The following is a 25,789-nucleotide window of genomic DNA, read 5'->3' as shown; positions in this document are numbered from 1 at the left end:
GCGCGTAAGCAGAGCCACGAACGAAAAGAGGGCAGCCTTTCGGCTACCCTCTTCACTAACCGAGCGATCAAGATTGATCGATGAGTTCCGCGATCAAAGCAAGGAACGCTGCAATGAGTCGCAGTAGCCTCGAAACATCGGACATTGGCTGTCCTCCGTATTCTTGGCGTCGTGCCTTCCGCTCTGTGCTTCAAGGCCGAGGGCCTTCAGAGCCGCTTGGGTTTGTTGGGTTACTCTCGGGTTTTAATGGCTCGAAGGACAGACAACCGGCGCCGCCCTCGACAGGCGTCATGTATTCCTTCTCGGTCGTTGCGCAAGGCATCGCGGCCGGGGGTGGTCTGAAAGTTTCGAAAAACGCTCTCTGACCGGTCCACTCCCTCCGCACAAGATTTCCCCGAAATAGGACTTTTTTGGTTATGGCCGTCGATCTCGCAACCGCAAAGCAGCAACTCAATCTGACGACGGACGATGACAATTCGCTCGTCGAGCGGCTGATTTTGGTGGCTCAAGACTGGCTTGAGCGGCAGTTGGGTTACACGCTCGCCGACCGGTACACGGTCGGAAGTCCTGCGACGTTGACCGTACCGCCCGCACTTGACCATGCCGTTCTGCTCATGGTCGGGCACTTCTACGCCAACCGAGAGGCATCGCTGATCGGCGGAACTGGCGGCTCGGAGCTGCCACTTGGCGTCTGCGACATCGTTAACGATTATCGCGATTGGTCGTGGTCCGATGGCAACGCATGATCCGAGCACGGCGGTTCAGATCGCGTTGCGGGAACGGTTCATCGCGACCGACGTCCTGACTGCACTTGTGCCGGCGGCGAACATTCTCGACCGCAACCAACGACCAGCGCCGGATCCCTCCATCATCCTCGGGGAGGATCAGGTTGTCGACACGGGCCTAACGATCGCCCGCGACTACGTTCGGGTCTACAGCACGATTCACATCTGGAAAAAGGAAGTCAGTCTGGCCGGCGTCAAGCTCATCGCCGGAGCCATTCGCCGCGCGATTGGCCGCGTCCGGGCGCTCGACCTGACAGATCCCGATTTCGTCTGCTCGGACTGCAAGATCGACTCGGCGCGCTTCCTTCGTGACCCCGACGGCGAGACCAGCCACGGGATTCTAGTGATCAACTGCCTGGTGCAGCAGCGTTGGAGCGTCACGATATGAGAGCCGGCTCGATGGATCGGACGATCACCATTCAGCGCGTTTCGACCAGCATCGACGCGAGCGGAACGCCGGCCGAGATTTGGTCCGACCTGGTGACGCTGCGCGCGCAGCAAGTGCAGGCGAGCACCGAGGAATTCATCCGCGATGTCGGCGCATCGGATGAAACGGTCGTGGTGTTCCGGACATGGTGGCGCGACGGAATTACCAACGCGGATCGGATCATCTACGGCGGCGTGATCCACAACATCAAAGAGACCAAAGAAATCGGTCGCCGCAACGGGCTCGAAATCCGCACGCTGAGCTATGGGAAAACAGCATGAAAATGACTCGAGAGAACAACCTTCAATCCGATCCGCCGCCGGCAGACGACGAAAAGCCGACACCCCGTAAAGATCAACCTGCCGATGAGTCGGATGCGTCCGTAGCCGGCCATTGCATCGGCGAAATGTAAAGGAGCATCCAAAAGTGTCTCACAAGCTCAACCTTGTTCGAGTTCTCACGGCGGCAACCGGCCCCGGAACGAATATCACGCTCGGCGCAGCCTATTCGCAGTCCTTCATGACCCCCGCCGAATCCGGTGCGATCGATGGCCGCACCTACACCTATCTGATTTCGGAAGGCAACAATTGGGAACTCGGTCGCGGCGCTTATACTGCGGCTGGAACTGTGCTTGCCCGAACGACGGTGCTCGCCTCTCGCAGCGGCGGTACGCTCGGCACTTCGCGCATTTCGCTGACCGGATCCGCACAGGTCCGTTTTACCGAATTGGCGGAGGACATGGACGGGCTGCGCGGAACGCGTTCAGTCACCGGCACGTCCGACGTCATCACGAACGCCGATCTCGGCTATGCGATCACCTATTCCAACGCGTCAGCGATCGCCGCGACCATCGCACAGGCCGGTGCGTCGAGCCAATTCCTTGACGGCTGGGCATGCTGGGTCAAGAATACCGGTGCCGGAGCGCTGACGATTACGCCGGCAGCGTCGACCATCAACGGCGGGTCGAGTCTGGTCCTGGCGCAGAACCTCGGCGCGATGATCTGGTCGGACGGTAGCAACTATCATGCGTTCGTGATGCCGATCACCAAGCCGCTGTTGGCCGCTAACGATCTGTCCGAAGTGAATGCCGTAACCGCTCGCAAGAACCTCGGCATTCCCGCCACGATGCGCGGCTATCTGGACGGCTTGACGCTGTCGACTGCCGGTTCATCCTCGACGTTCTCTGTTGCGCCTGGTGTCGCGGTCGATGATACCAACACAGACTTTATGACGCTCGCCGCGGCCATCTCCAAGACCACAAGTGCTTGGGCAGTCGGCAACAACAACGGCGCGCTGGATGCCAGCACGATCGCGAACAATACCTGGTATCATGTGTTCGAGATCAAGCGGCCGGACACGGGTGTGGTCGACATTTTGATTTCGACTTCAGCATCATCGCCAACGATGCCGACGAACTACACGTTGAAGCGTCGCATTGGCGCCATGAAAACGAACGGCTCCGGCCAGTGGACGAAGTTCATCCAACGCGGCGACGAATTCTTGTGGGACGCCATGGTCAACGATACCAATGCGGCAAATCCCGGCACCGGATCCGGCTCGCTCTATACGCTTTCTGTTCCGAGCGGCGTTCAGGTCTCGGCCACCCTGGCGATACTCTGGTTCAATGTTAGCGCGTCGGTATATCTCGCCGTGGTCTCGCCGGACACGGGAACGAGCGTCGGTGCCAATGCGCAGAATTCGATGCTGTATAGCGCCAACAGTTCGTCGCCTGGCTCGACTGGCGCGACAGTGCGAACGAATACGTCCGGCCAGGTCAGGGCGATAGCGAGCGGCGCGAGCGGCTCAATGTATATCAATACGCTCGGCTGGATCGATCGGCGCGGGCGCGACGGCTAAACTGGTTCGGACCATGCGCGGCACTAAACCCACCATGCAGGTGGACCGGGACGCGATCAAGACGAACCGGCCACCGCCTAAATGGCTCTCCGCGGACGCGAAGGCAGAATGGAAACGTGTCTTTCCGATCCTGCTCGACCGACGAATCTTAACTGTCGCCGATCTCGGATCGTTGGAGAATTACTGCGTCGCGATCGGCACCGTGCGCGCCATGGAACGCACGTTGCAGACCGAGGGACATGTCTACACGTCCGAAACGGGCATCAAGCGGCATCCGGCGACGGCTATTCAGGCCGACAATATGAATCGCGCCAGGCTCCTGGCGGCCGAACTTGGTCTTACGCCTGTCAGCCGCTCGCGGCCGGCCGTGCGAGAGGACAATTCCGGGGACGATGATGACCCGCTCGCCGTATCCTGATTGGCTGTTCGACGACAGTCCGATCGCGGATCCGCTCGGTCACGGTAATCGGGCTGTCACGTTTCTGCGGCGCCTGCGACACCCTAAGAGCAATGCCGCACGCCACGCGCTTCAGTTGGACGCGTGGCAAGAGCGCATTGTTCGTCGCGTTTACGGTCCGCGAAACGCGAACGGAACGCGCATCGTCAAGACCGTCGTTCTCTTGCTGCCGCGTGGCAACCGAAAGACGTCGCTGGCCGGAGCATTGTCGCTGCTCCACACGATTGGACCTGAGCGCCGGCCAGGTGGCGAAGCGATCTTCGCTGCATCCGATCGACAGCAAGCGGGTCTTGGGTTCCGCGAGGCGGCCGGAATTATTCGCCAAGACACCCGCCTTCTAAAGGCCACACGCATCTATGACGCTCACAACAGTGTAAAGAAGATCGAATTTAAGTTAGATGGCTCATTTCTTGAGGCAATTTCTGGCGAGGGTGCACCTGCACATGGTCGCACGCCGGCTTTCGTCTTTGTCGACGAACTCCACATCTGGAAAAATGCCGAACTTTGGAAAGCGCTGACATCGGCGCTGCCGAAGACGCAGGGTTCGTTGATGGTCGTCGCCACCACGGCGGGGCGCGGCCAGGAGAATATTGCGCACGAGATCGTCGACCGCGCTCGCAAGGTCGCCAGTGGTGAAATCGAGGATCCGAGCCTCCTTCCGATCCTTTTCGAAACGTCGGCTGACGCGGATTGGACCGATGAAGCCCTTTGGTATCGAGCCAATCCAGGCCTGAAGCTCGGCTATCAGGATATCGAGGGCTTGCGGCAGCTCGCGCGCGAAGGTGCAACCAGCATCACGGCTCGCGAGACGTTCCGCCAATATAATCTGAACGTCTGGCTCGACCACAGCACCGATCCGTTCATTGAAATGTCGATTTACGATCGCGGCGACAAACCGTTGCCGGACGACATCGACGGGTTGCCGTGCTGGATCGGCGTCGACATGTCCGTGACGACGGACCTAACCGCAGTCATCGCGTGCGTTCGCAAGGATGATGAATTCCTGATCCTGCCGTATTTCTTTTGCCCGAAGGACAATCTGCGCGCTCGCGCTGATCGGGACGGCGTGCCGTACCCGGAATGGGCAGAGAAAGGGTTCATCACCCCGACGGTTGGCAATGTGATCGACTATCGCGCGGTCGAAGCTTGCATCCGCGGACTGTGCGAGCGCTTCGACGTTCGCGAGATCGATTTCGACAAGGCGTATGCCAACCCGGTCATGGGGCCGCTCACCGATGACGGATACCCCACGGCGACGCTGCAACAGGGATGGGTCACGCAATCGCCCGCGCTGAACGAATTGGAGCGCGTCATCATGGCGGGCCATTTTGTCCACGCTGGTCATCCGGTGTTGCGTTGGTGCTTCGCAAACGTGGCGATCCACACCGACCAGGCCGGCAATCGTGTCATGCACAAAGGCAAGAGCACCGATCGAATTGACGGCGCCGTGGCTACGTGGATGGCGGTGTCACGCGCTGCCGCGGCAGAATCAAAGTCGGTCTATGACCGGGAAGACTGGAACGACGAGATGGGGTTCTTTTGATGGCTGACGATACCGACGAGCTGGACCGATATTTGAACGGCCTTCCCGACAAGATCTTCGCGGAAGTATCCGACGAGGTTTTGAGGCAGGCGTTCATGCTGTCTGACGCGCAGCGCGCGGCGTTGCAATCACTTGAGCAAACAGCCGAGACCGGCGCGCTGGAAGCGTCCTGCACCGTGGCGCCTGGCTCGAACGATCTCGAATATATCGTGCAAGCCGGCGGCGACATGACCACCAAGGAAGTCCGCCAAGGTAGCGGCGTTGAGTACGACTACGCCCTTGCCTTCGAATACGGCACGTCGCGCCAACACGCGAAGCCATTCTTTTGGCCGACGTATCGCGAGAAGCGCGAAGGCATCGAGCAAGCCATCAGCGACGCCGTGGAAAGGGCAATCAAGTGAGCAAGTGCGCCAAATCGATCAATTGGGCAGGCGGAACGCACGTCTTTGACCTGAATAGTCCGCGCGTGGCGTGGATGCTGGGGAAATCGCCTTTCCCTGGTCAGTTCGGCGATACGCCCGCAGCTTGCCTGCGACGGTTCGAGGAAAGCGTTTTCTCGCCGGCCGACGTCGAGCGGATCATGGAAATGGCGCTGATCGGCGGTGGTTTGGGACGCAACGAAGCGGCCGGTCTGATCGCCGGCCACGTCCGCGGCGAGCCGATCGCAGCCAATGCGCTGATCGCTTACGAGGTTCTCGCCAATCTGTTCACGGGGGTAAACAATGTCGACGCCAGCGCTTAGTATTCCGATCCGGGCGGACATCTCGAAGTTCAAGCAGGACATGCAGTCGACCAGCTCCCTGGCGACGACCGCGGTCAAGCAAATCACCAAGTCCGTTATCGACATGAATGCAAGCTGGCTGGCCACTCAGGGCGCGGCCGGCGCCACGGCGCTCGCATTCCGCGGCGTGCTCGGTGTGCTTGGACCGATCGCGGCCGGCGTTGCCGTGGTCACGAAGACGTTCGAGCTGATGGCCTATGCGACCGACCTCGCAAAGGTGAAAATCGCCGAGTTCAACGACGTCGCGAACAAGGCCAATGCGTCCGGTCTGAGCACGGATTTCTTTCAGCGCTTCTCGAAATCCGGCAATGTGGCTCTGTCGATCGATCAGGTGACGGAGGCCCTGAAGCGCTTCAACGAAGCTACTGCGGACAAGCTCGGCGGCAGCGACGTCAACCAGCGCGTGGGGCAGCTCACGGAAGCCGGGAATTTCTCCGGTAACAGTGGCGTCGGTTCACTGGCGCAGGCCAGCACGACCGAGCAAAAGCTGCGCGCCGTCGTTCAGTTGATCGACGAGGCCATGCAGAAGGGTGAACGTCTGGCGGCGCTCGATATCGCGGGCAAGGCGTTCGGTGCGCCAGTCGCCGCCGCGCTGCAAGCCGACAATGGTTATCTCGACCAGATGCTGAAGCGCGCCGACGCGATGAGCAATACCAAGATCATTTCGCCCGAGGACGTCGGTCGGGCGATCGAGCTTAAAGAGCGCATGGAAGCGGCCGAAAAGGTTCTGTCCGAGAAGTGGAAGCCGATTCAGGACGATCTCGCCAAGCTCGGCATGAATTATCACGAGAGCTGGGTGAACATCACTGAGGACTTGGCGAGCGCCGTCGGCTACGCGACCCAGCTTTATGAAGCGCTGCAAAAGGTGCCGGACTGGTTCGCAAAGCGGATCGGCGGCTCATCGATCTGGTCGTCGATCGTGGATGCCACCACGACGCCGGAAAGCCGCGCCGAAGCGGAAGCTTACTACGGGATCACGAAGGATCCGCGCGACGTCCAGATGGCTCCCGCCAATGCCAAGCTGGCCGCCGCTTTGCAGAATCACGGCAACGTCGCGCGTGCCATGCGCCAAGCGACCGACGTTCAATCCGCGGTGCGGGGCGATACGTCTAAGGCACCGGGAACGACCGGTGAGGCGGACGACGCGGTTGACCGCGCGATTGCCAGCCTCGGCAAGCATGTCGAGATGGTCAAGGCGGACACCGCGGCGGTCGGCCTCAGTGACGCAGCCCTGGCGAGGTTCAAGGCGCAGGCACTGGAAACTGCCGCGGTGCAGGCCAACGGCGGCGAGGAAACGGCCGAACAGGCCGCGCAGTTCAAGAAGCTGCAGGACGCCGCTGCGGACGCCGCTGCCGCGCTGGCCAAGGCGCGGGTGGCGAGCGATATCAGCGTCGGCCGCCAGACGGCATTCCTGACGCCGGAGGACGCGGCGATCGCCAGGCAGTTGGCCGGCATCTACGGCGACGACATTCCCGCGGCCCTGGCGAGCAGCGAGGCGGCCCAACTCCGGTTCAATAGCCAGTTGAAACAGATGGGCGACCTTGGCCAGGACGTAAATCGGACCCTGTTCGTCGACTTCGAGACCGGCCTGCGCAACGGCAAGAGCGCGTGGGAGTCATTCCGCGACGCAGGCGTAAGCGCTCTCAGCAGGATCGCCGACAAGCTGGCGCAGATGGCTGCGGACAACCTTTGGAGTGCCGCGTTCGGTGGCGGATCGGGCGGCGGGTTCAATCTTGGCAGCCTGTTCGGGATCGGAGGTGGCGGCGCTGGTTCCGGTAGCGTCCCGACATGGTCGGGTGCCGATCTCGGCGCCGGCACGGGCGGCCTGTCCATTCCCATGTTTGCCGGAGGCACTGACTCGGCCCCGGGTGGCCTGGCGATCGTCGGAGAGAAGGGGCCAGAGCTGGTGAACCTGCCGCGGGGCAGTCAGGTCATTCCGAACGACAAGATGCCGGCCGGCGGCGGTGGAGTAACCGTTCATGGCGGCGATACCCACATCACCGTGCAAGGGAACGCCGACAACCAGGCGATTGCGATGATGCGTCAGGAGCTGGCGAAGCGCGACGCTGAATTCGCAAGGAATGTCGTGCAGACTGTTGAGCGAGCGAAAAAGAGCAGGGTTTTGCGATGACGACTGAGGAATTCAAGCTGCTGCGAGACGAAATGACCGCCACGGATGCAACCTTGGCCCGATTGGTCAATGTGCTCACCCGGAAGGGACTGCTGACGCAGGAGGAGGCGAAACACGTTATCGACGTTCCCGGGCGGGAGCCGCCCAAACTGACGATCGTCGAATGATCGATCTCGACTGGCTCACCGACCGCCTTTGTGACGTGCTGCGGTGGCAATTGGCCAATCCGGGGAATGAAGATGGCCCTGAGGTGCCCATGGCCGGCCGCCGGGTCTGGTCGGTCTTTTTGGACCTGACTGCGACGCGCAGCGTCGGGATGGGACCGGCGCCAATAAGCTTCGGGGAGATCGAGGCGTGGTCACGGCTCAACCGGGAGCCGATTCGCCCATTCGAACTGACCATGCTGCGCGCGCTGGACGCGGCGTTCTTGAAGGCGGCGGCGGAGCGGTCGGAGGAAGGCGACAAGCCCGCGGTGAGCGCGCGGCCGTTCTCGATAGAGCTGTTCGATGCGTGGTTTGCTCAATAGCCATTCAATAGCAAAACCCGGTTCGTTCCGCGATCGTTCCGAGATTGTTCTGACGCTCTCGGCGTCCAAAACGTTGGATTTGCTGCCTTTTTGAGTGCTGTTCACTCGTTTACACCGAGAGGGTCCGCGGTTCGAATCCGTGACCGCCCACCATTCCCAGAGACATGTGGGCTTCGCGATCTGCTCGCCGGACTGGATACGGCAGAGCTAACGCTACTGGCATGGGGCGAGCCGGCCATGTTTGTTATCGAGGACGAAGCGCACGCCGAGTGGCACGGCCAATTTCAGACACGCCAGCAAGCACTCGCAGAGTTGCAGCGGCTAGCTGCGATTCCCTGGGACCAAGAGCCCAATCGTGCACCATGCACCAGCTGGAAGAATTGTGGTCGCCGATATGAGCTAATCGAGTACGATGACAGCGCTACGCCATGGAGAGAGTTTTCCCGCACGCTTCTCCTTGAGATTTCTGCTTCCGGCGCGCAGTGGGTTATCGAGACGTAGACGAGCGACAATCAAGAGGCTCCCAATGGAACAGCCTAGCGGACACGAGCAAAACGCCGACCAGATCGCCTATTGGAACGGGCCGAGCGGGCAGCGCTGGGCCGACCGCCATGCGGCGCAGGAGAGCCTGCTCGGCCCCATTGCCGACGTGCTGATCGACCGCGCCAGGCCGAAGCCGGGCGAGCGCGTTCTCGACGTCGGCTGCGGCTCCGGTGCGACGACGGTGGCGTTCGCGAAGACCGTGGCGCCGGATGGCTTTGCGCTCGGCCTCGATGTCTCCGAGCCGATGCTGGCGCAGGCGCGCGCGTTTGCGCCGAAGGGCCTGCCGCTCGATTTCGTGCTGGCGGATGCGACCGTCTATCCGTTCGAGCCGGCGAGCTTCGATCTGCTCGCCTCGCGCTTCGGCGTGATGTTCTTCGCCGATCCCATTGCGTCCTTCACCAATCTGCACCGCGCGCTGAAACCGACCGGGCGGCTCGCCTTCGCCTGCTGGCGCGAGCCGAAGGAGAACCCGTGGATGATGGCGCCGCTGATGGCGGTCTACAAGCACGTGCCGAAAATGCCGCCGGTCGGTCCGGAGGAGCCGGGCCCGTTCGCCTTCGCCTCAGAGGAGCGCGTGATGCGCATCCTGAAAGGCGCAGGCTTCGTGGATGTGGCGATGGAGCCGCACAATCTCGCAATGGACATCGCGATCGGCGGCGGCCTCGATGCCGCCGTCGACGGCTCGCTCCAGATCGGCCCGGCCAGCCGCGCGCTCCAGGGCCATCCGCCGGAGACCTATGAGGCCGCAAAGGCTTCGATCCGCGAGATGCTGACGCCGTTCCTGAAGGGGCAGAGCGTGGCATTGCAGGGCGCGATCTGGATCGTGACGGCGAAGGCGGGGTAGCGAATTCGCTGCTCCGTGACGTTGTGGCGTGCACTGTTGCCGCAAACTCGGCGTCGTCCCCGCGCAGGCGGGGATCCATAACCACAGGGAGTAATTTGGCGCGCAGCTGGTTACTCCGAGTCTTCGCCAAACCGCTCCCTGTGGTTATGGATCCCGGATCGGCGCTGCGCACACGACAACGCTGCGCGTTGTTGTGAGCTACGCTTGTCCGGGACGACAGCGGAGATTGGAGCGGCCACGCATCCCCTCACACCACGTCATCCGGCGCCAGTGCGCAGCCGTTGTCGGGATGCGTCTCGACCTGGAGTGTGGTGTGACCGATGCGGAAAGAGGCCTTCAGCAGCTGCGCCGTCTCCATCAGGAATGCGTCGCCGCCGCCTGCGGGCATGACGAGGTGGCAAGTCAGGGCCGTCTCGGTGGTGGAGATCGGCCAGACGTGGAGATCGTGGATCCCTGAGACGCCGGGACGGGCCAGAAGGAAAGCTCTGATCGCGGCGAGGTCGGTGCCCTTGGGCGCCGCTGCCATCGACATGTCGATGGACCCGCGCAGCAGGCTGGTCGTGCTCCAGAGGATGGTGGCGCAGATGACGAGGCTGGTGACGGGATCGAGCCAGAGCCAGCCGGTCCAGATGATCAGCGCCGCCGAGACCACGACGCCGAGCGAGACCGCGGCGTCGGCGGCCATGTGCAGGTAGGCGCCTTCGATGTTGATGTCGTCCTTGCGTCCGCTCGCGAATAGCATGGCGGTAAACCCGTTGATGAGGATGCCGATGCCGGCGACCACCATCACCGTAACGCCTGCGACCGGCTCCGGCTGCTGCAGGCGCAGGATTGCCTCCCAGCCGATCGCGCCGGTTGCGACCAGCAGGAACACCGCGTTCGCAAGTGCCGCGAGGATGGTGGAGGCGCGCAGGCCGTAGGTGAAGCGGCCGCTCGGGGCACGGCGCGCTGCGATGGAGGCGCCCCAGGCCACCACCAGGCCGAGCACGTCGGAAAGATTGTGACCGGCGTCAGCGAGCAGGGCGGTGGAATTGCCGAGATAGCCGTAGACCGCCTCGGCCACCACCAGCGCGATGTTGAGCGAAATGCCGATCGCGAACGCCTTGCCGAAACTGGCGGGCGCATGGGCGTGGCCATGGCCATGATCATGGCCGGCATGGTCATGGTGGTGATGACCGTGATGGTCGTGGCTTCCCACCTCTAGCGCTCCCCGGAAGCTGCCAAGTCGGGCGCCATTGTAGGCGCTTCCCGCGCTACGTCACGACGGAACAGGACATAGAGCGCCGGCAGCACCAGGAGCGTCAGCATGGTGGAGGAGATGATGCCGCCGATCACCACGGTCGCGAGCGGCCGCTGCACCTCGGCGCCGGCTCCGGTGGCGAGCGCCATCGGCACGAAGCCGAGGGAGGCGACGAGGGCCGTCATCAGCACCGGCCGCAGCCGCGTCAGTGCGCCTTCGCGAACGGCCTCCACAACGGATCGTCCCTCGCTGCGCAGACGCTCGATGAAGGCGATGATCACGAGCCCGTTGAGCACGGCGACGCCCGACAGCGCGATGAAGCCGACGCCGGCGCTGATGGACAAGGGAATGTCGCGCAGCAGCAGTGCCGCGACCCCGCCGGTCAGCGCCAGCGGCACGCCGGAGAACACCAGCGCCGCATCCGCCGCCGATCCCATGCCCATGAATAGCAGCAGAAACACCAGCAGCAACGCAACCGGCACGACGATGGTGAGCCGCTTGGTCGCGGAGACCAGCTGCTCGAACTGTCCGCCCCAGCCGATGAAGTAGCCCGGCGGCAGCTTGACCTTCTCGGCCACGGCCGCCTCGGCCTCGGCCACGAAGGAGCCGAGGTCGCGCGCGCGGACATTGGCGGTGACGACGATCCGCCGCTTGCCGTTCTCGCGGCTGATCTGGTTGGGTCCGGGCGTCGCATCGACGGTTGCGACCGACGAGAGCGGCACATAGCGCATCTGGGTGAGGGAAGAGGCGGACAATGCTGTTCGGACCGGCGTGTTGGCCGTGGCCTCCTCACCGGGCGGCAGTGGGATCGGGATCGCCCGGATCGCCTCGAGATTGCCGCGCAGATGCTCAGGCAGGCGCACGACGATATCGAAGCGGCGGTCGCCTTCGAACAGCTTCCCGGCCGACTTGCCGCCGACGGCGATCTCGACGATGCCCTGCACCTCGGCAACGCTGAGGCCGTAGCGGGCGAGCGCCTGGCGGTCGAGCCGCACGGTGAGGATCGGCAGGCCCGCGACCTGCTCGATCTTGACGTCGCTGGCGCCGCGGATGCCCCGGATCGCGGCTTCCACCTGTTTTGCGGCGCCTTGCAGGATGTCGAGGTCATCGCCGAAGACCTTGATGCCGACATCGCTGCGCACGCCGGAAATCAGCTCGTTGACACGGAACTGGATCGGCTGGGAGATCTCATAGGCGCTACCCGGAATCTCGTCAGCAGCATGGTCGATGGCCTCGATCACCTCGGCTTTCGGCTTGTCCGGGTCGGGCCATTCGGCGCGCGGTTTGAGCATGATGTAGCCGTCGGTTTGCGCCGGCGACATCGGGTCGGTCGCGATCTCCGCGGTGCCGATGCGGGTGAAGAACTCCTTCACTTCAGGGATCTGCTTGATGCGCTTTTCCAAGGCCTTCTGCAGGTCCAGCGACTGGGTGAGGCTGGTGCCGGGAATCCGGATCGACGCCAGCGCGACGTCGCCTTCGTCCAGGCTCGGAATGAACTCGCCACCCATGCGCGCGGCGGCGATGCCGCTCGCAACCACGATGACCACGGCCATGATGGCGACCGCGGCCCGGTTGTCGATGGCAAAGTGGAGCAGGGGGAGATAAGCGCGCTTGGCGACCCGCATGAACAGGTTTTCGTGTTCGGACACCTTGCCGGTGACGAAGATGGCAACGGCTGCCGGCACGAAGGTGATGGAGAACAGCACGGCGGCGCCGAGCGCCATCAGCACGGTCAGTGCCATCGGCGTGAACATCTTGCCTTCGACGCCGGTCAGCGTCAGCACGGGCAGATAGACCACGGCGATGATCAGTGTTCCGAACAGGCTCGGCTTGATGACCTCGCTCGACCCGCTCTGGATCGCCCGCAGCCGCTCCGGGAGCGTGAGCAGGCGACCCTTCTCGCGCTGGGCCTCGGCCAGCATGCGCAGGCAATTCTCGACGATGATGACGGCGCCGTCGACGATGATGCCGAAGTCGATCGCACCCAGGCTCATCAGGTTCGCGCTGACCTTGGTCTCGACCATGCCGGTGATCGTCATCGCCATCGAGAGCGGAATGACACAGGCGGTGACCAGTGCGGCGCGGATGTTTCCGAGGATCAGGAACAGCACGGCCACCACCAGCGCCGCGCCTTCCAGCAGATTGTTCCTGACCGTGCGGATAGTGGCCTCGACGAGGTCGGTGCGATCGTAGACAGTCCGCGTCACGACGCCTTCGGGCAGCGACTTGGCGATGTCCTCGATGCGGGCTGCGACCCGGCGGGCGACGCTGCGGCTGTTCTCGCCGATCAGCAGCATCGCAGTGCCGAGCACGGTTTCCTCGCCGTCTCGCGTCGCCGCGCCCGTGCGCAGATCGCGGCCTTCGATGACGGTCGCGACATCCCTGATCCTGACGGGATTGCCGCCGCGCGAGCCGATCACGATGTCCTGGATTTCGGCGATGTTGCCGACCTGCCCCGGCGAGCGCACCAGATATTGCTCGCCATTTCGCTCGATATAGCCGGCACCGACATTGGCGTTGTTGGCGGCCAGCGCCGTCATGACGTCGCGAAAGCCGAGCCGGTAGGCCATCAGCTTGCCGGGGTCCGGCAGCACGTGGAACTGCCGCTCGAAGCCTCCGATGGTGTTGACCTCGACCACGCCCGGCACGTTGCGGAGCTGCGGCCGGATGATCCAGTCCTGCACGGTGCGCAGATCGGTCAGCGAATAGTCGTGGCCGCCTTGCGTCTTGGCGCCCGCCTTGGCCTCGACGGTGTACATGAAGATTTCGCCGAGCCCGGTCGAGACCGGTCCCATCGCGACCTCGACGCCCGCCGGGAGCTGGTCCTTCACCTGCTGGATGCGTTCGCCCACGAGCTGGCGGGCGAAATAGATGTCGGTGCCGTCCTTGAAGACGATCGTCACCTGGCTGAGGCCGTAGCGCGACAGCGAGCGGGTGTAGTCGAGCTTCGGCAGCCCGCTCATAGCGGTCTCGACCGGGAAGGTGATGCGTTGCTCTGTCTCGAGCGGCGAATAGCCGGGCGCGCGGGTGTTGATCTGGACCTGGACGTTGGTGATGTCGGGCACGGCGTCGATCGGCAGGCGCTGGAAATTCCAGGCGCCGAAAGCGACGGCGCCGAGCGCGAGCAGCAGGACCAGCCAGCGCTGATGCAGCGAGGCGGCGATGAGACGCTCAATCATGCTCGGCCTCGCCCTTGCCCATCTCCGCCTTCACGACGAAGCTGTTCTCCGCGACGTAGTGCTCGCCGGCCGCGAGCCCTGCCTTGATCTCGACGAACCTCGGATCGGAATCCCCGAGCTCGACCGGGCGCGCCTCGATCTTGTCGCCGTCCTCGCGCACGAACACGATGGTCCTGTTTTCCAGCGTCTGGATCGCGCTTCGGCGCACGGCGACCGCAACATTGCGGGTGGCGAGGATCAGCCGCGCCGTGACGAAGAGACCGGGACGCAGGCGTCCGTCCGGATTTGCCAGCACCACGCGCGCCAGCGCGGTCTGGGTCTCGCTGCTGCCGATCGGCGCCATGTAGGAGATCGTGCCCTTGATCTCGCCGCGTCCGTCGTCGGGATCGATCAGCACCTCGTCGTTGATGCGGACGCGCCTCAAGTCCTGCCGGTAGATCGACAGATCGACCCAGATGGTGGAGAGGTCGGCGACGACGAAGGCAGGCTTCTGCTCGGAGGCGTATTCGCCGAGCGAGATCTGCCGCTCGATGATGGTGCCGGCGAACGGCGCCTTCAGCTCATAGACGGTGAGACTCTGGTTGCTCTCGATCGTGGCGAGCAGATCGTCCTTGGCGACCTTGTCGCCGATGCGCTTCAGGATGGACTTGACGACGCCCGGAAAGCGCGGCGTCACCTGCACCACGGCTTCCTGGTTGGCGCGCAGGATGCCGTTGAAGGCGAGGGTGTCGGTCAGCGTGGCGCCCGCGGCTTCGGCCAGCGTGACGCCCGCGGCCGCGAGCTTGACGTCGGAGATCCGGATGCGGTCGGCGCCGTGCTCGTCCTGCTCGACATGGTCGTTCGGCTTCTTTTCGGAATGCTCTGCATGCTCGGAGTGTGCGAGCTTGGCCGGGGCGAGCAAGGAATAGCCGTAAGCACCGAGCGCGGCGGCAACGATGGCGACGAGAAGGGTGGAGAAGGTCCTCATCGTGCGTTCTCCCGCGCCAGCGTGAAGGGATTGCCGACGAGGCCCTCGATGATCGCAACGCCGGCATGGAAATTCTGCAGCGCCTCCTGCTCGCGCAGCCGCGCCTGGGTGACGCTGGCCTGGGCGTCGAGCACCTCGAGCAGGGTGAAGCGGCCCTGGCCGTAGCCCTGCGAGATCGCCTCGGACGCCTCGACGGCCTTGGGGATCGCGGTCTCACGCAGCACGGCGAGCTCGCGCAGCGAGCCCTGGACCGAGTCATAGGCGCGGCCGGCAATCACGATCAGCGTGTTGCGGTTGGCCTCGCGCTCGGCCCTGGTCTTGGCGAGGCTTTCCTGCGCCGAGAGGATGTTGCCCTGGTTCTGGTCGAACACGGGGATCGGCACGGAGACGGTCAGGCGCGCCGCATCGTCGCCCGTTTCGTTGAAGTGGCGCCAGCCGGCGGCGATCCGCACGTCGGGATAGGGTTTGAGCCGCGCCAGCAGCAGCTCGGCATTGCGCTGCGCGTAAACGGCGGTCCAGCGCACCAGTTGCGGATTGGCATCGATGGCGGCAACCACCGCCTGGAAGGTGGGCGGGCGTCCCGTGGTGTCGAGCCGGCCGGAGACCTCGCCGTATTTTGCGGCTGGATCGCCCATCAGCACCGCAAGCTCGCGCCGGGCGCTGGCCAGCGTCGCCTTGAGGCGCTCGCGGTCGGCTTTCACCAGAGCGGAGGCGACCTCGGCACGGCCGGTCTCAGCGGGCGAGGAGGCGCCGGCCTCGACGCGGCGGCGCAGCAGCGGCGTCAAGCGATCGATGGCGGCAATCTGCTCGTCGAGGATCTGAATGCGCCGCTGCGCGCCGAGCACGCTGAGGAAGGCGATCGCGGTCTCCGACAGCACCTCCAGCCTGACGGCCTTGCGCTGGATCGCGGCCACTTCGACGCCGGCGACGCCTGCGGCAATCCGCGCATCGCGCTTGCCGAACAGCTCGAAGGCCTGGCTGATCTGCAGCGTGGTCTCGGCCGATCGTGTCCCGCGATATTTGCCGGAGCCGAATGAATCGTCCTGTTCGTAGGACAGCTCCGGGTTGAAGAGGGCGCCCGCCTGGATGCGCTGGCCGGTGGCGATGCCGACGTCGCGCTCCGCCGCCGTCAGCCGCGGGCTTGCGGCCAGCGCGCGCGACAACGCGCTCCGCATGGTCAACGTCTGGGCGTGAGACGGCGCAATCGCGAGTCCGGCAATCAGACACGCCGCCGCGCACGCCAGGCGCGCGGCCATTCCTCTGAAAAACATCAAGCCGACCTGTGAAGGATGAACCTATTGGGCGCGGGACGCCCGACCAATCCGTTCAGGCTATATGTTTGGGAGGCGGCGAGTCGGTATCCAGGACAATTCCGGCGAGCCGGGATGCATGTTGCGGGCTCGGTGCGGAAACAAGCGCGACCGATGCGGTCGACGGTGCCGGCTGTGTCACCGTCAGCGAAAAGCAGCCATGACAGTGATGGCTGCCGATGACCTTGTGGTCGCTGTGGCCCGCGGGGCCGTCAAGGGCCGCCACGATCTCCGAGCCGCCGCCGGGCGTGGTGACGTCGATGTCATGCGAACCGTGCAGCGCGCTCGCGAGCAGATAGACGGCCGCGATCAGCACGGACAGCAGCCCGCGCCAGTTGCGCGGGCGGCAAGATCCTGAGGGCTGGCGGTTTGCGAGCACGACGTCTCTCTGGTTGCGGTCTGTGCCCGGCCTAGCATGGGCGCGGGAACAGTGTCGACCCGCAACATTGTTACGTCACTGGAACAATTGCCGCAGTGGCGTTGCCAGCCTCTCACTGGCGGGTCATGGCGCGTCGCTCTGAGGTCATGGCTTTGATGGCAGCCGTGCGGGACGCAGACAAAACCGACCGCAACGCGAAAAGGCCCCAGCCCGGACGAACCGGCTGAGGCCTCATGTGCTCACAATCTCTATCCTTGGGACTTGAGCAGATAACCCCCGTTTCGGCAGTTCGTTCCCGCCGCCCTGTCCAATTGGAACGTTCCTCATGCCTCGCGATTAGCGACGAGAAACTGAGGAGGACGGACAATGGACGGACTGATTTATATGATCGGCTTGATCGTCGTCATCATGGCGATCCTGTCTTTCTTCGGCCTGCGCTGAGAGCGATGTGATGACGATCGAAACTCTCGTGCGCGAAGAGATCATGGAAGGCGGCCTGGAGGGCGAAGCTCCTCGAACCATCCAGTGGAGCTCGGTGTTCGCAGGCGCGCTTGCGGCGGGCGCAATGTCGTTCATCCTGCTGGGCTTTGGTGTTGCCATTGGCCTTGGCGTCAGTTCGGCCTCGCCGACCTGGCGCGACGCCTCGGCTGCGCTGGCGCTGCTCTCCGGGCTGTATCTGATCATCCAGGCGGTCATCAGCTTCGGCTTCGGCGGCTACATCGCCGGACGGACGACGCGGCCGGCCCCCGCGCTGGCGACGATCGAGGACGACGGCGAGCGGCGGGACGGGCTGCATGGGCTGACGTCCTGGGCGCTCGCCGTGCTGCTCGGAGCCGCTCTGCTCGCGCTGCTCGGCGCATCTGCGCTCGACCGCTCGCCGTTGCGCAGCTCGGCCGGCAACACGTCCGCGGCCGAACCCCTGCTGAGCTATGAGCTCGACAAACTGTTCCGCGCGCCGCGGCGTCCGCCTAACACGGACCTTCGCGAACCGCGCGCCGAAGCGGGACGCATCCTGATGACCTCGTCGAGCCACAGCGGCGTCACCACCGACGACAGGGCCCATCTCGTGCAGCAGGTGGCCGCGCTCACGGGTCTGGCAGCGCCCGATTCCGAAAAACGGGTGGATGCGCTGATCGTGGAGTCCAAGACGGCGATCAACCGCGCGCGGCGCAACTCGATCATCGTTGCGTTCTCGGTCGCAGCCGCGACCCTGATCGGAGCGGTGGTGGCGTGGGCGGCGGCCGCCGCCGGTGGGCGGCATCGTGACGGCGCACCGTTGCCGAACTGGATGGCGAATTCAAATCGCTTCCATCGCAATCCGCGCGCGATGCCGGTGCCGTAGTCTCAAAGCAAATGGCCGGGCGTGAGCCCGGCCATTTCGACATCTGCGACGGTGAGGGGGCGCTAGGCCCGTTCCTCCCAGATCATGGCGAGGTGGACGATGGTCTGCACCGCCTTTTCCATGTCCTGCCGGCTGACCCATTCGAGCCGCGAATGAAACGCGTGCTCGCCGGCGAAGATGTTGGGGCAGGGCAGGCCCATGAAGGACAGGCGGGAGCCGTCGGTGCCGCCCCGGATTGCGGTACGCATCGGGCGCAGGCCGGCACGGCGGATGGCTTCGATGGCGTATTCGACAACGTGCGGGTGACGATCGATCACCTGCTTCATGTTGCGGTACTGCTCCTTGACCTCGAACTTGTAGGTCGAGCGCGGATAGTCCTTCATCACGTCCTTGACGATGGTCTCGAGCAGAACCTCTTTCTCCTTCAGCCCTTCCTCGGTGAAGTCGCGGACGATGAAGGAGAGCGTCGCCTGTTCCAGCGCGCCCTCGATGTCGATCGGATGCAGAAAGCCCTGCTTGCCTGAGGTCGTCTCCGGCGAACAGCCTTCCTTCGGCAACCGCTCGACGATGGCGGCGGCGATCTTGATCGCGTGCTCCATCTTGCCCTTGGCGTAGCCGGGATGGGCGCTGACGCCGTTGATGGTGATGGTGGCGCCGTCGGCCGAGAAGGTCTCGTCCTCGACGCAGCCGGCGCTTTCGCCGTCCATGGTGTAACCGAAATCCGCGCCCAGCTTCTTCAGGTCGACATTGTCGACGCCGCGGCCGATCTCCTCGTCCGGCGTGAACAGGATCTTGATGGTGCCGTGCCTCACATCGGGGTTGTTGAGGAAGAAATGCGCGGCATCCATGATCTCGGCGACACCGGCCTTGTTGTCGGCCCCCAGCAGCGTGGTGCCGTCCGTGGTGATGATGTCGTTGCCGATCTGGTTCTTCAGCGCGGGGTGCTCGGCAACGCGGATCACCTGGCTGGTGTCGCCGGGCAGCACGATGTCGCCGCCGCGATAGTTCTTCACCATTTGCGGTCTGACGTCCTTGCCGGTGACGTCGGGAGATGTGTCCATGTGCGAGCAGAAGCAGATCACCGGCACCTTCTTGTCCGTGTTGGCCGGAATGGTGCCGTAGACATAGCCGTAATCGTCGAGATGAGCGTCCTCGACGCCCATGGCCTTCAGCTCGGCGGCGAGCACGCGGCCGAGATCCTTCTGCTTCTCGGTCGAGGGAGAGCTGGGGGATTCCGGATCGGACTGGGTGTCGATGGTGACATAGCGCAGGAAGCGCTCGGTCACGGTGTGCGAAAAGGTGAGGGAGGACATTTCTGGTCGAACCGCCGAACTTGAGGGAAGCAGGCGGTATATCAGAAAAGCCGGCCGCGATGCGGCCGAACGAGCTCCGATCAGGCCTAATGAATCGTAAGCGCTAGATCGCCTCTTTCAGTTCCTTCACCGGGCGGAACGCGACCTTCCTGCTGGCCTTGATGTGGATCGCTTCGCCGGTGGCGGGATTGCGGCCGGTGCGGGCGGCGCGCTTGCGGACCTGGAGGATGCCAAGGCCCACGATACGGACACGGTCGCCCTTCTTGAGGTGCTTGGTGATGAGGTCGACCATGTCGGTCAGGACGGCTTCGGCGTGCTTTTTCGAGAGGTCCTGGCGCTCCGCGATGTCGGCGGCGAGGTGCTTGAGCGTGATGGTCGCGGGAGCGGCTGCCTTCTTCCCCGAATCCTTCTTAGCCATGACTGGCCTCCTCGATTCCACTGACACGAAGCCCCGGAAAAGCCGGAAACGCGCGGGGATCCCTCTAAGTCTCGGAGGGCGTAGACGATTCGGGCGTGGGCTGACTATGCCGAGAGTTCCCGCCGGACACCGGCAATCGCTGGCGCAGATGCGACAGGCGTGGAGAAATTCAGGCTAAGACTATGAAGGGATTGCCAAAATGGCGCGAGAGACGGGGCTCGAACCCGCGACCTCCGGCGTGACAGGCCGGCGCTCTAACCAACTGAGCTACTCCCGCGTGGTTCGCTCGACGCGCGCGGAACGAGGGGGGACTTAAAGGGGGGACATGGTGAAGTCAAGGACGTTGCGCTTTACCGGTCTGTCTCGGCTAAGCATTGCTCTGGAAAACAAAAAGGCCGCCCGGGGCGGCCATTGGTCAGCCCGGAAGAGGACGTATCAGCGAATTTCCGAGCTCGCCGCGCTCGTCACCGCCACCGGCTTGCCGGCCTTGATCACAGGCGTCGACTGGGCCGTCTGGCCGTAATCGCCATGGGTGCGGGCTGCGATCCCGAAGCCGGCCACGACGATACCGGCCACCAGCGCCACCACCACGATTTTCAGGTGGGTCGCACGATCAGCGGAATGAATTGAGTGGTTCATCTGAGCCTCCCGACGGGCTTTGCCGCCGTCTATGTCTTTGTCTTAAGGGCGATCTGTTTCCGGATCGTTTCGCGGGTTCCGCAAAATGGTTTCATCTGTCCGCCTGGCTGGTTTCGTCCGGGGCAGGCAAGCGGGCCCGGACGAAGAGCGGCGCCGAGGCCGTCGGCCAGGACAGGGACAGATCAGCCACCCGTTCGCAGATCTGTTGTCGCGCAAGCTGATCGTGAAATCCGAAAATCCGACGTTGCGGCGAGCGCCTGACCTTCCTGATCGCGGTGGCCCAGCGCAGCCGAGCTCCTTGCAGTGCTGCGACAGGCCGGTCGGCTCACGGCGATCGCCGCCGAGATGTTCGAGAGCGAGAAGGATGCGCACCACTCTCGCTGCAGCAGCGGAAACATTGGAGCCTTTCTAAGAGTCCTTCTAAGAAGCTTTCAATTAGGGAAATCGCGCACCCTCACATAAGCGTCATCGCAAGCGCATGCCGTTCCGGGACAGGCGGCATGATGCATCACACATGCAGCTTTGGGGTGGCGCGTTGAACAGTCTTGGAATGCTGCGGTCGGCCGTGTTGGCGACTGCATCCGCTTGGGTCTTGATGCCGCAGGCATCGCTCGCACAATCTTCCACGCAGAGTGGCGCACAGAACCTGCCGGCGGTGACCGTCACCGCGCCGGAAGCGCGCCGCCGCGCGGCTGCTGCGCCCCCTCAGCGCCGTGCGGCGAGGTCGTCGGTGCAGACCGCCGACAGGAACAAGCCGCCGCAGCAGCGCGATGTCGGCTTCGTCGAGACGCCGCGTGGCCCGGTGCACGGCTATGTCGCGAACCACAGCTCGTCCGGCACCAAGACCAACACGCCGATCATGCAAACACCGCAATCGGTGTCGGTCATCGGTGCCGAGCAGATCCGCGACCAGAAGCCGAACAAGCTCGACGAGGTGCTGCGTTACACCGCCGGCGTGCGGGCAGGGACGTTCGGCGCGGACACCCGCAACGACTGGTGGCTGATCCGCGGCTTCAAGTCCGACGACATCGGGCTGTTTCTCGACGGCTTGCAGCTGTTCTACACGTCCTATGCGAGCTGGCGTCTGCCGCCGTCCAACATGGAGCGCGTCGAGGTGCTGCGCGGTCCGTCCGCCGTGCTCTATGGCGGATCGAGCCCGAGTGGCATCGTCAACGTCATCAGCAAGATGCCGCCGGCCGAGCCGATCCGTTACATCGAAACCGGCGTCAACAATTTCGGCAACGCCTATGTCGGCTTCGACGTCGGCGGTCCCGTCGCAACGCAGCCCCAGGACGGCAAGCTGTTCTATCGCGTCGTCGGCGAGGTCAGGAACGGCGGTACGCAGGTCGACTTCACGCCTGACAACAACTACTTCATCGCGCCGTCATTCACCTGGAAGCCTGATGCCGATACGACCTTCACGGTTCTCGCGTCGGCGTCGAAGACGGACACCCGCGGCATCAACTTCCTGCCTTACCAGGGCACGGTGACCAACGCGCCGTTCGGCAAGATTCCGACCAGCTTCTTCGTCGGCGATCCCAGCGTCGACAAGTTCACCCGCGAGCAGGAGATGCTCGGCTACCAGTTTGAGCGCAATCTCACCGACGACCTCACGTTCCGGCAGAATGCGCGGTTTGCGCATATCGACCTGACCTATCGCGGTTACATCGGCAACGGCTGGGACAACATCAACACGGCGACGATGGGCCGCTATAACTGGTATGCGAAGAACACCGCGAACCAGGCCAATCTCGACAACCAGCTGGAGTATCGCTTCAACACCGGTCCCGTCAGGCACACGATGCTGTTTGGCGTCGATCTCAAGGGCTATCAGATCGACGACTACCAGAGCTTCAATTTCGGCACCGTCCCTTCGATCAATGTGTTCAATCCCGTCTATGGTCTGAACATTCCGCTCACGGGCGCCCCGTTCCGCAACTACCAGATCACGCAGAAGCAGGCGGGCACCTATCTTCAGGACCAGATGAAGCTTGGAAACTTCACGCTGGTGCTGAGCGGTCGCAATGACTGGGTCGAGACGACGCAGGCCGCCCGTGACAGCGGCGTGACGCTCGCCAGTCGCGACGACAGCAGGTTCAGCGGGCGGGCCGGGCTGATCTACAATTTCGACAACGGCATCGCGCCCTATGTCTCCTATGCAACGAGCTACAATCCCGTCGTCGGCCTGAACGCCAGCAACCAGTTGCTGCTTCCGGAGACCGGCAAGCAGGCCGAAATCGGCGTGAAGGTGGCACCAAAGGGATTTGACGGCTATTTCACCGCCTCGGTCTTCGACCTGAAGCGCCAGAACGCGCTGACGACCGATCCGTCGAATTCGTTGCTGCAGAACCAGACCGGTGAGGTAACCTCGCGCGGCATCGAGCTCGAAGCGGTGGCCAACGCCACCAAGGAACTGAAGCTGATCGGCGCCTTCACCGCCTACCATCTCTTCACCAGTAAGGACCTCGATCAGTCGCTGGTCGGCAAGACGCCGACCAACACGCCTGAACTCCTGGTGTCGGGTTGGGCCGACTACACCTTCAAGGACGGGCCCCTCGAGGGCTTCGGCTTCGGCGGTGGCGTGCGTTATGTCGGCTCGTCCTGGGCCGACGCCGCAAACACGCTCGAGGTTCCCGCAGTCGTGCTCGGCGATCTCGCGCTCCATTATGAATGGCAGAACTGGCGCACGGCGCTGAACGTGATCAACCTGACCGACAAGATCTATGTCGCGAGCTGCGCGTCGGCCTCGTCCTGCTTCTACGGCGACCGCCGGCGCATCACCGCCAGCGTCTCCTACAAGTGGTGAGCGAGGACGGGACCTCGTGCAGCCTGCGAGAGGCGGCCAGTCGATCGCGACCGTCCTTCTGCTCCGCCTCACCGGGCAACCACGGATCTTCCGCCAGGAGATCGATGAGCTCACGGGCCATGCCCCCCAGCCCGAAGCTCATCCGAGCGCGGCGCGAGCGACGAACCAGCAAGTCGCCGCCGCCGCGCTCGCGGCCGGTCCGGGATGGGAGCGCGGGCCGACGCATTCGCCAGACGAGCCCCGGCCCCGTCGTGACGCATGGCTCTTCCGATCATTCGCAGCTGTGGATAGTATCCTTGCGGCACCTGTCCTGATCGCGGCGCGCACCATCATTGGCTCCCTTGGCTGCGCTGCTCTGGGGGGGCCGTCGGCAAAATCTGCTGCTGCGGTGGCGGGAGGGGACCTGCGGCGGTCATTGCCGGGGTTTGAGTGTGCTGCCGACCCGAGAAAACCGAGCATTTTGGTCGTCAGCGCATCGCGCATAGCTGTCCCGGCCCGAGCGCCGCAATCTCAGAACTGCTGACCTGCGAAACCGTGACTGCCCTTGCTGGGTCAGGCGATCTGCTCCATACCAGCCGCGGGGTGATTCCGGGATTTTCACCGTTCTGGGAGCGGCAAAGGGCCTGAAAAGAGCGTGTCTTGCGCCCATTGGTGCACTGCGCTAAGGCTCAGAATAATTCCAAATCGGACGAATCCGTGGCTGTCCCGAGGCTGCGGGAAAAAGGGCTCGTCAATGAGCGGCATTCTTCAGAACTATCTACCACTTGTCGTCTTTATAGGGGTAGCGGGCCTCATTGGCCTGGTGCTGCTGATCGCGCCCTTCATCGTGGCGTTTCAGCAGCCGGACCCGGAAAAGCTGTCGGCGTATGAGTGCGGTTTCAACGCCTTCGACGACGCCCGCATGAAGTTCGACGTCCGCTTCTATCTGGTCGCAATCCTCTTCATCATCTTCGACCTCGAGGTGGCGTTCCTGTTTCCCTGGGCGGTGGCGTTCGGCAAGCTTGGCGCAACAGGCTTCTGGTCCATGGTGGTGTTCCTCGCCGTGCTGACGGTCGGGTTCGCCTATGAGTGGAAGAAGGGAGCACTGGAATGGGATTGAATCCTGCACCGTCCGCGGGTCCGGTTGTCGCGCCGGCCCCCAAGGGCATCCTGGATCCGTCGACCGGCAAGCCGGTCGGGGCCAATGATCCGTTCTTTCTCGAGGTCAATTCGGAGCTGTCCGATAAGGGCTTCTTCGTGGCCGCGACCGACGACCTCATCACCTGGGCGCGCACCGGCTCCCTGATGTGGATGACCTTCGGCCTCGCCTGCTGCGCGGTCGAGATGATGCAGGTGTCGATGCCGCGCTACGACGTCGAGCGCTTCGGCTTCGCGCCGCGTGCCTCGCCGCGCCAGTCCGACGTGATGATTGTGGCGGGAACCCTGACCAACAAGATGGCCCCGGCGCTGCGCAAGGTCTACGATCAGATGCCCGAGCCGCGCTACGTCATCTCGATGGGCTCCTGCGCCAATGGCGGCGGCTACTACCACTATTCCTACTCGGTCGTGCGCGGCTGCGACCGCATCGTGCCGATCGACATCTACGTGCCGGGCTGCCCGCCCACGGCGGAAGCGCTGCTCTACGGCGTGCTGCTGCTGCAGAAGAAGATCCGGCGCACCGGCACCATCGAACGCTAAGGTTTTACGTCATGGATGACGCCAAGCTCGACGCCCTGGGGCAGACGATCGTTAGTGCGCTTCCGGGCGCCGCTACCGGTCACTCGGTGGCGTTCAACCAGCTCACCGTGGATGTCGAGGCCGCCAAGATCGTCGAGGTGGTCAAGTACCTCCGCGACGATCCGAACTGCCGTTTCGTCAACATCACCGACATCACGGCGGTGGACTATCCCGATCGCGAAAAGCGTTTCGACGTGATCTACCACTTCCTGTCCCCGACGCTGAACACGCGGATCCGGCTCAAGGCGCAAGCGGACGAGACCACGCAGGTGCCGTCGCTGATCGAGGAATTCCCCGGCGCGGATTGGTTCGAGCGCGAGGCCTACGACCTCTATGGCGTGTTCTTCGTCGGTCATCCCGACATGCGCCGCCTCCTTACCGACTACGGCTTCGAGGGGCATCCGCTGCGCAAGGACTTCCCGCTCACCGGTTTCGTCGAGGTCCGCTACGACGATCAGGAGAAGCGCGTGGTCTACGAGCCCGTGCGGCTCAACCAGGAATTCCGCAAGTTCGATTTCCTCTCGCCGTGGGAAGGGGCGGACTATCCGCTGCCCGGTGACGAGAAGGCGGGGCCGAAGGTCTGATC

At 63.7% G+C, this 25,789-nt stretch carries 25 protein-coding genes and 1 tRNA gene; 17 read left to right on the top strand and 9 right to left on the bottom strand.

Going from position 1 to position 25,789, the window contains the following annotated elements:
* Window positions 1-416 precede the first annotated feature (416 nt).
* The 12 genes from ACM42_RS18740 to ACM42_RS18685 all read left to right on the top strand — a co-directional run bounded on the left by ACM42_RS18740 (window position 417) and on the right by ACM42_RS18685 (window position 9,894).
* Entirely contained in the window at window positions 417-746 is a 330-nt protein-coding gene (locus ACM42_RS18740; protein WP_271529340.1) for a head-tail connector protein, read from the top strand.
* Window positions 733-1,173: a DUF3168 domain-containing protein gene (locus tag ACM42_RS18735; protein ID WP_271529339.1), complete on the top strand. Its 441-nt coding sequence runs from the start codon at window positions 733-735 to the stop codon at window positions 1,171-1,173. Before ACM42_RS18740 ends, ACM42_RS18735 begins: the two co-directional genes overlap by 14 nt.
* An 11-nt stretch (window positions 1,174-1,184) precedes the next feature.
* Window positions 1,185-1,493, top strand: coding sequence for a phage head closure protein (locus ACM42_RS18730; RefSeq protein ID WP_271529338.1), 309 nt, complete (start codon window positions 1,185-1,187; stop codon window positions 1,491-1,493).
* Window positions 1,494-1,638: 145 nt separating this feature from the next.
* Window positions 1,639-3,069, top strand: a complete 1,431-nt coding sequence (locus ACM42_RS18725; RefSeq protein WP_271529337.1) for a hypothetical protein — start codon at window positions 1,639-1,641, stop codon at window positions 3,067-3,069.
* A gap of 13 nt (window positions 3,070-3,082) precedes the next feature.
* The gene (locus tag ACM42_RS18720) at window positions 3,083-3,487 is read left to right on the top strand and encodes a phage terminase small subunit P27 family (RefSeq protein ID WP_271529336.1); all 405 of its coding nucleotides are present in this window, start codon (window positions 3,083-3,085) and stop codon (window positions 3,485-3,487) included.
* Window positions 3,465-5,069 (top strand): terminase large subunit, encoded by a 1,605-nt coding sequence (locus ACM42_RS18715; RefSeq protein WP_271529570.1) that lies wholly within the window; start codon window positions 3,465-3,467, stop codon window positions 5,067-5,069. The genes ACM42_RS18720 and ACM42_RS18715 overlap by 23 nt, the downstream gene beginning before the upstream one ends.
* The gene (locus ACM42_RS18710) at window positions 5,069-5,470 is read left to right on the top strand and encodes an HK97-gp10 family putative phage morphogenesis protein (RefSeq protein ID WP_271529335.1); all 402 of its coding nucleotides are present in this window, start codon (window positions 5,069-5,071) and stop codon (window positions 5,468-5,470) included. The genes ACM42_RS18715 and ACM42_RS18710 overlap by 1 nt, the downstream gene beginning before the upstream one ends.
* Window positions 5,467-5,811 (top strand): GTA-gp10 family protein, encoded by a 345-nt coding sequence (locus ACM42_RS18705; RefSeq protein WP_271529334.1) that lies wholly within the window; start codon window positions 5,467-5,469, stop codon window positions 5,809-5,811. Before ACM42_RS18710 ends, ACM42_RS18705 begins: the two co-directional genes overlap by 4 nt.
* Window positions 5,792-7,981, top strand: a complete 2,190-nt coding sequence (locus tag ACM42_RS18700) for a hypothetical protein (RefSeq protein ID WP_271529333.1) — start codon at window positions 5,792-5,794, stop codon at window positions 7,979-7,981. The genes ACM42_RS18705 and ACM42_RS18700 overlap by 20 nt, the downstream gene beginning before the upstream one ends.
* Window positions 7,978-8,148 carry a hypothetical protein gene (locus tag ACM42_RS18695; RefSeq protein ID WP_271529332.1) on the top strand — a complete coding sequence of 57 codons (171 nt, stop codon included), beginning with the start codon at window positions 7,978-7,980 and terminating at the stop codon, window positions 8,146-8,148. Before ACM42_RS18700 ends, ACM42_RS18695 begins: the two co-directional genes overlap by 4 nt.
* Complete coding sequence (locus ACM42_RS18690) at window positions 8,145-8,507, top strand: phage tail assembly chaperone (RefSeq protein ID WP_271529331.1); 363 nt, start codon at window positions 8,145-8,147, stop codon at window positions 8,505-8,507. The genes ACM42_RS18695 and ACM42_RS18690 overlap by 4 nt, the downstream gene beginning before the upstream one ends.
* 526 nt (window positions 8,508-9,033) lie before the next feature.
* A complete protein-coding gene (locus ACM42_RS18685; protein WP_271529330.1) occupies window positions 9,034-9,894 on the top strand; it encodes a class I SAM-dependent methyltransferase in 861 nt (286 codons plus the stop codon).
* Window positions 9,895-10,141: 247 nt separating this feature from the next.
* Here ACM42_RS18685 and ACM42_RS18680 read toward each other — a convergent pair whose 3' ends face one another.
* The 5 genes from ACM42_RS18680 to ACM42_RS18660 are packed head-to-tail and all read right to left on the bottom strand — an operon-like array spanning window position 10,142 to window position 16,969.
* The gene (locus ACM42_RS18680) at window positions 10,142-11,092 is read right to left on the bottom strand and encodes a cation diffusion facilitator family transporter (protein WP_271529329.1); all 951 of its coding nucleotides are present in this window, start codon (window positions 11,090-11,092) and stop codon (window positions 10,142-10,144) included.
* 2 nt (window positions 11,093-11,094) lie between these two features.
* Window positions 11,095-14,313 (bottom strand): efflux RND transporter permease subunit, encoded by a 3,219-nt coding sequence (locus tag ACM42_RS18675; protein ID WP_271529328.1) that lies wholly within the window; start codon window positions 14,311-14,313, stop codon window positions 11,095-11,097.
* Window positions 14,306-15,280, bottom strand: a complete 975-nt coding sequence (gene ihpB / locus ACM42_RS18670) for a divalent metal ion exporter adaptor subunit IhpB (RefSeq protein WP_271529327.1) — start codon at window positions 15,278-15,280, stop codon at window positions 14,306-14,308. The genes ACM42_RS18675 and ihpB overlap by 8 nt, the downstream gene beginning before the upstream one ends.
* The gene (ihpA, locus tag ACM42_RS18665; RefSeq protein ID WP_271529326.1) at window positions 15,277-16,551 is read right to left on the bottom strand and encodes a divalent metal ion exporter subunit IhpA; all 1,275 of its coding nucleotides are present in this window, start codon (window positions 16,549-16,551) and stop codon (window positions 15,277-15,279) included. Before ihpA ends, ihpB begins: the two co-directional genes overlap by 4 nt.
* Before the next feature lie 55 nt (window positions 16,552-16,606).
* Window positions 16,607-16,969 carry a hypothetical protein gene (locus ACM42_RS18660; protein ID WP_271529325.1) on the bottom strand — a complete coding sequence of 121 codons (363 nt, stop codon included), beginning with the start codon at window positions 16,967-16,969 and terminating at the stop codon, window positions 16,607-16,609.
* 451 nt (window positions 16,970-17,420) lie between these two features.
* On the opposite strand from ACM42_RS18660, the gene ACM42_RS18655 reads away from it, so the two are divergent.
* Window positions 17,421-18,311 (top strand): hypothetical protein, encoded by an 891-nt coding sequence (locus ACM42_RS18655; RefSeq protein WP_271529324.1) that lies wholly within the window; start codon window positions 17,421-17,423, stop codon window positions 18,309-18,311.
* A gap of 62 nt (window positions 18,312-18,373) precedes the next feature.
* On the opposite strand, the gene pepT is transcribed toward ACM42_RS18655, so the two are convergent.
* The 4 genes from pepT to ACM42_RS18635 form a co-directional block, all read right to left on the bottom strand.
* Entirely contained in the window at window positions 18,374-19,624 is a 1,251-nt protein-coding gene (pepT, locus tag ACM42_RS18650) for a peptidase T (protein ID WP_271529323.1), read from the bottom strand.
* A 103-nt stretch (window positions 19,625-19,727) separates the two neighbouring features.
* On the bottom strand, window positions 19,728-20,042 hold the full coding sequence (locus ACM42_RS18645; RefSeq protein WP_271529322.1) for an HU family DNA-binding protein: 315 nt from the start codon (window positions 20,040-20,042) through the stop codon (window positions 19,728-19,730).
* Window positions 20,043-20,242: 200 nt separating this feature from the next.
* Window positions 20,243-20,319, bottom strand: a tRNA-Asp gene (locus tag ACM42_RS18640).
* 158 nt (window positions 20,320-20,477) lie between these two features.
* Entirely contained in the window at window positions 20,478-20,681 is a 204-nt protein-coding gene (locus ACM42_RS18635; protein WP_028178218.1) for a hypothetical protein, read from the bottom strand.
* A gap of 550 nt (window positions 20,682-21,231) precedes the next feature.
* On the opposite strand from ACM42_RS18635, the gene ACM42_RS18630 reads away from it, so the two are divergent.
* From ACM42_RS18630 to ACM42_RS18615, 4 genes are all read left to right on the top strand, one after another.
* Complete coding sequence (locus ACM42_RS18630) at window positions 21,232-23,487, top strand: TonB-dependent siderophore receptor (protein WP_271529321.1); 2,256 nt, start codon at window positions 21,232-21,234, stop codon at window positions 23,485-23,487.
* A gap of 733 nt (window positions 23,488-24,220) precedes the next feature.
* The gene (locus tag ACM42_RS18625; protein WP_008136158.1) at window positions 24,221-24,586 is read left to right on the top strand and encodes an NADH-quinone oxidoreductase subunit A; all 366 of its coding nucleotides are present in this window, start codon (window positions 24,221-24,223) and stop codon (window positions 24,584-24,586) included.
* Window positions 24,583-25,164, top strand: a complete 582-nt coding sequence (locus ACM42_RS18620; RefSeq protein ID WP_371740171.1) for a NuoB/complex I 20 kDa subunit family protein — start codon at window positions 24,583-24,585, stop codon at window positions 25,162-25,164. The genes ACM42_RS18625 and ACM42_RS18620 overlap by 4 nt, the downstream gene beginning before the upstream one ends.
* 11 nt (window positions 25,165-25,175) lie before the next feature.
* Complete coding sequence (locus ACM42_RS18615) at window positions 25,176-25,787, top strand: NADH-quinone oxidoreductase subunit C (RefSeq protein WP_271529320.1); 612 nt, start codon at window positions 25,176-25,178, stop codon at window positions 25,785-25,787.
* Window positions 25,788-25,789 lie beyond the last annotated feature (2 nt).

Origin of the sequence: Bradyrhizobium sp. CCBAU 25338 (genome assembly GCF_028128965.1) — a bacterium.
GTDB lineage: Bacteria > Pseudomonadota > Alphaproteobacteria > Rhizobiales > Xanthobacteraceae > Bradyrhizobium > Bradyrhizobium liaoningense.
The sequence above is the reverse complement of the archived record's forward strand: the minus strand, read 5'-3'. Positions and strand labels throughout refer to the sequence as shown.